A 3,890-nucleotide genomic window follows, 5' to 3' on the forward strand; every position below is an offset into this window, starting at 1 on the left:
CGGCGGGGCGCAGCCCGCCGCCCTACCCGGCCATCACGGACGACGAGATCCGCGCGAGCGTCGCGGACGGCCAGCTGGCGATCCAACGCCGGCGCGGCATCGACCTGACGCTGTTCTCCCCGAAAGCCTCGGCGATGGGGCACCACCTCGGCAACGCCGAGACCAGCCGGGCGTGGACCCGCCACTGCAACGACCTGATCCACCGGGTCTGCGGGCTGTTCCCGAAGAATTTCGTCGGCGTCGCGCAGCTGCCGCAGGCGGTCGACGCCACGCCGGCGGACTGCGTGGCCGAGCTCGACCGCTGCGTGAAAGAGCTCGGCTTCGTCGGCTGCAATCTCAACCCCGACCCGTCGGGCGGCCACTGGCGCGGCCTGCCGGTGACCGACCGCTCCTGGTACCCGCTCTACGAGGCCATGGTGGCGCTCGACGTGCCGGCCATGATCCATGTCAGCGGGTCGTGCAACTGCAACGCCCACACCACCGGCGCGCATTACATCAACGGCGACACCACGGTGTTCATGCAGCTCGTCGAAGGCGACCTGTTCAGGAACTTTCCGACGCTGAAGCTGATCATCCCGCACGGCGGCGGCGCCGCGCCCTATCACTGGGGCCGCTATCGCGGGCTCGCCCAGCAGCTCGGCCGACCGACGCTCGACACCCATCTGCTGAGCAACCTGTTCTTCGACACCTGCATCTATCACCAGGCCGGCATCGACCTGCTGACCCGGGTGGTGCCGGTGGACAACATCCTGTTCGCCACCGAGATGCTGGGCGCCGTGAAGGGCATCGATCCGGAGACCGGCTTCAACTACGACGACACCGGCCGCTACGTCACGGCCGCGCCGGGCCTCGACGAGGCGGCGCGCCGGACGATTTTCGAGACCAATGCGCTGCGGGTCTACGGGAGACTGGCCGCACAGATCGCGCGGCAGGCGGCTCGGGCCGGCTGATCCTGCCGGCCGCCTCTGCGCCCCCCGGAGCCCGGACCGTCGAAGCACGCGCTCTCCGCCGGCATTGCAGGCCGGAGCGGGCCGGTGCACACTCCTACGGTCCTACCGACCAGCCTCGATGCTGGCCTCCAAACAAGAAGTCGTCTCTGGGGAGAGAAAACGCATGGCCAACCGAATCCCGAACTGCGTCCGCGTCGCCACATTGGCGCTCGCGGTGGCAGGCATTGCGACCGTGGCGCAGGCCCAGTCGCCTGCACCCGCCGTCGGCGCGCCCGCGGCCGCCGCACCCGCCGCCGCACCGACCGCGGCGCCAGGGGGTCGCATGATCACCCAGGGCCAGGCCAAGGTGACGACGGAAAACCTCTACAAGTGCCCGGTGCAGGTCTCCAACCACCGCGCCAGCGCGGTCGGCACCATCACGGCCACCGACGGCACCGTGATCACCATGCCGGCCCAGGTGCAGTACGGCAAAGGCCCGATCGCCGCCGACCTCTACAACGAGTGCACCCAGGTGATGCCGGCCAAGAGCGCCGACGTCGACGCCTCCAAGGTGCCCGTGGTGGAGATCGATCCGGACGGCGAGGTGATCACCGGATACATCGTCGCCGACAACTATTTCGAGTTCTACGTGAACGGCAAGCTGGTCGGCCTCGACCACACCCCCTACACGCCGTTCAACTCGTCGATCGTGAAGTTCAAGGCCAAGAAGCCCTACACGATGGCGTTCCTGCTGGTGGACTGGGACGAGCAGCTCGGCATCGGCATGGAGCTGTTCCAGGGCAATCCGCGCCATCCCGGCGACGGCGGCGTGATCGCCCGCTTCTCCGACGGCGCCGTGACGGACTCGAGCTGGAAGGCCCAGACCTACTACATCGCGCCGCTGAACTCGCCCGACGAGGTGGTCGAGATCGGCAACGTGCACGACACGACCAAGCTCGGCCGCGTCCACCCGGTCGCCAAGAAGCCGCCCTGCGCCGACGCCTGCTATGCCGTGCATTACAAGATGCCGGACGGCTGGCAGGCCGCTGCTTTCGACGACGCCAAGTGGCCACGCGCCTACGAGTACACCGACACGGACGTCGGCGTGACGGCGCTGCCGGCCTACACGCGCTATCCCGAGCTGTTCGAGGGCGCGCGCTGGATCTGGTCGTCGAATCTCGTGTTCGACAATGTGGTGATCGCCCGCAAGACGGTGCGCTGAGCACCCCGGCCGGCGCGCGTCGCGGATCGTCTCCGCGGCGCGCGTCGCCGCCCCCGACCGGACTCGAGAAGGATTTGCATGTCGGACACGTCGTACAGCGCCCCGCCCCGCCGCTCCGTGATCGCCATCGAGGAGCACTACTGGGACGCCGAGATGGCGCAGCTCTTCACCGGCTCGGAGGCGGCACGGCCCGGCCCGCTCGCCGACAAGCTCTACGACCTCGGCGACAAGCGGATCGCCGCCATGGACGCGGCCGGCATCGACCTGCAGGTGCTGTCGCACGGCGCGCCCTCCGCCCAGCGGATGGACGCCGACGTGGCGGTGGCGTTGACACGGCGGGTCAACGACCGCCTGCACGCCGCCATCCAGGCGCATCCGAGCCGCTTCGCCGGCTTCGCGGCGCTGCCGACGGCGGATCCTGCCGCGGCCGCCGACGAGCTGGCGCGCTGCGTCGAGACGCTCGGCTTCAAGGGCGCGATGCTGCACGGCCTGGCGCACGGCGTGTTCCTCGACGACAAGCGGTTCTGGCCGATCTATGCCCGCGCCGCGCAGCTCGGCGTGCCGATCTATCTGCACCCGTCGACCCCGCACGCCGCCGTCACCTCGGCCTATTACGACGATTACGCGGCCGACTTCCCGACCGTGGTGCGGCCCGCCTGGGGGTTTACGGTGGAGACCGCCACGACGGCGCTGCGCCTGATCCTCTCCGGCGTGTTCGACGCCCATCCGGGCCTGCAGGTCGTGCTCGGCCATCTCGGCGAGACGCTGCCGTTCCTGCTGTGGCGGATCGAGGCCTCGCTGGCCCGGCCGGGCCAGAAGCAGGTCGCGTTCCGGGAGATCCTCACGGAAAACTTCTCGGTCACCACCAGCGGCTTCTTCTCGACGCCCGCGCTGATGTGCTGCGTGATGGAGCTGGGGGTCGACCGCATCCTGTTCGCGGTGGACTGGCCGTTCGTCGACAACGCCCCCGCGGTGGCGTGGATGGCGGGCGTGCCGCTGTGCGAGGCCGACCGGCAGAAGATCTTTTCAGGCAATGCCCGGCGGCTGCTCCGGATGTGAGCGGCTCGCGGCGAGGCGTGTCGGTTCCGGATCATCGATGGCGGAGGCGTGACAGCGCCAGCGCCAGCCGGCGCCACTTCGGCGGGCGCCGGGTCTCGGCGCCTCTCGTTCACCAGACCCCTACCCAGCGGCCGACGTCGTAGACGGCGGCGGCGACCACGCAAACGGCAAGGCCGCTCCAGACCAGCCCGAGGGCGACGGTCCGGTTGGCGCGGATGAGGGTGTCCTTCTCGACCAGATGATGGGCCATGGAGATCGTCTCCGAGGCTCGTGGGTTAAAAATATCCAACGTGACGGGCAATCGGTCGTTCCGACTTCGGCTCTGCCGAACCACTCACAATAGCATCAGGGCAAATCTGATCAATTCTCAGTTGCGTGAACGGTCCGACGACAGGTCGTCTCCGGCGCGATGGCGCGCGGACTATCGGCGCGTCGGTGCGGCCTGGGTCGGCGTCGCCGAGAACGGCGCATAGTTCGGGAACACCAGCTCGGAGGACGCCGGAGCCTGGGCCGGTGCGGCGCGCTGGGTGGTCCGGCGGGCGACGACCCGCACCTTCTTGCGGGGCGCGGGCTTGGCGGCGCGCCTCACCTTGGTGACGCTCGGCTTTGCGGCCGGGACTGCGGGCTTCACCTCCGCGCCGGGGCTCGGCGTGACGGCCGCGACCGCAGGAGCGGGCGCC

The 3,890-nt window shown here is 69.6% G+C and carries 4 protein-coding genes and 1 pseudogene; 3 read left to right on the forward strand and 2 right to left on the reverse strand.

Annotation, left to right across the window (positions count from 1 at the left end):
• The 3 genes from CH341_RS27000 to CH341_RS27010 form a co-directional block, all read left to right on the forward strand.
• Positions 1-950 (forward strand): amidohydrolase family protein (locus CH341_RS27000; RefSeq protein ID WP_245431271.1); only part of this gene is annotated, 950 nt, incomplete at its 5' end.
• Between the two features lie 163 nt (positions 951-1,113).
• Positions 1,114-2,151, forward strand: coding sequence for a hypothetical protein (locus tag CH341_RS27005; RefSeq protein WP_146604641.1), 1,038 nt, complete (start codon positions 1,114-1,116; stop codon positions 2,149-2,151).
• 78 nt (positions 2,152-2,229) lie between these two features.
• Positions 2,230-3,210: an amidohydrolase family protein gene (locus CH341_RS27010; RefSeq protein WP_111422055.1), complete on the forward strand. Its 981-nt coding sequence runs from the start codon at positions 2,230-2,232 to the stop codon at positions 3,208-3,210.
• Positions 3,211-3,319: 109 nt separating this feature from the next.
• On the opposite strand, the gene CH341_RS34480 is transcribed toward CH341_RS27010, so the two are convergent.
• Entirely contained in the window at positions 3,320-3,460 is a 141-nt protein-coding gene (locus CH341_RS34480) for a hypothetical protein (protein ID WP_170149824.1), read from the reverse strand.
• A 171-nt stretch (positions 3,461-3,631) separates the two neighbouring features.
• Positions 3,632-3,890 (reverse strand): annotated as a pseudogene (locus tag CH341_RS34485) (hypothetical protein); the annotation flags it as partial.

This window comes from Rhodoplanes roseus (assembly GCF_003258865.1).
Taxonomy (GTDB): domain Bacteria; phylum Pseudomonadota; class Alphaproteobacteria; order Rhizobiales; family Xanthobacteraceae; genus Rhodoplanes; species Rhodoplanes roseus.